This window comes from Xenorhabdus beddingii (assembly GCF_002127545.1).
GTDB classification, from domain to species: domain Bacteria; phylum Pseudomonadota; class Gammaproteobacteria; order Enterobacterales; family Enterobacteriaceae; genus Xenorhabdus; species Xenorhabdus beddingii.
In genome coordinates, this window is the sequence record NZ_MUBK01000134.1 from 1 (window position 1) to 860 (window position 860).

The 860-nt window shown below is 42.3% G+C and carries 1 protein-coding gene and 1 pseudogene; both read left to right on the forward strand.

Annotated features, from left to right (window positions below; all coding sequences use genetic code 11):
• Positions 1 to 377, forward strand: a pseudogene (locus Xbed_RS18870) (DUF927 domain-containing protein); the annotation flags it as partial.
• A gap of 9 nt (positions 378 to 386) precedes the next feature.
• Positions 387 to 539 (forward strand): hypothetical protein, encoded by a 153-nt coding sequence (locus Xbed_RS20055; RefSeq protein ID WP_208612284.1) that lies wholly within the window; start codon positions 387 to 389, stop codon positions 537 to 539.
• The last annotated feature ends 321 nt before the right edge of the window (positions 540 to 860 follow it).

The following is an 860-nucleotide window of genomic DNA, read 5'->3' on the forward strand; positions in this document are numbered from 1 at the left end:
GCCTGCCAAAAGAAGCCTCAGCGCAAGTCAAGCGCGTTGCCATGCGTTTCGCGTTACTGGATGCCGTTGGAGAGCTGGCAACCCATATCACTGGCTGGAGTAAAGAAGCGAGTCACGCCGCGATAAAACAAAGTTTCGATGACTGGTTAGCCGATTTTGGTATCGGAAACCGGGAAAAATATCAGGTGATCACGCGAACTCGTGACTTTATCCAGAAGTACGGGCTGTCACGCTTTCAGCCTTATACCTACGGCAGGCCAAATGGTGATATTGATACCTCACACGCCATGAGAATTAGCGATCTTACCGGATATCTGGTGCATAACCGCCGTAATGACGGACAGGCGGAATACCATATTATTCCCAGTGTATTTTAAGCAGAGATATTGCAGGGATTACAGAAGAAATCCGGCTTTGAAGCCTTAGAAGAGGCCGGAATGTTGGTTAAAGCGGAGAAAGACCGTTTTATCAGTAAAACCATTTCAGTGAATGGCACTCAGGGACGGTTTGTGGTGCTGATTTTCAGGGATGAGGATTGACACTCACGCAGGAGAAAAACGTTGGGATAACAGGATATTGGGATAACATAGAGTAATTTAATTATATATCATATAGTTATAGACAACATGATTATCCCGTAATATTCCGCGCCATCCCGTAACATTAGGTGATTACAAATAAAGTGATATTGTGCCAATGGAAATTATCCCGAAAAATATTTTTCTCTGGCAGGTATTAATCGTTTGAATTTTAAATAATTTAACGCGATGCTCGACTTTTATGATGAGTTGAAATGACATAGCCGCTCCTTTATAACTTTAAGTCGTCAAAAATAGAGAAATAAAGGAACAAAAGGCTAT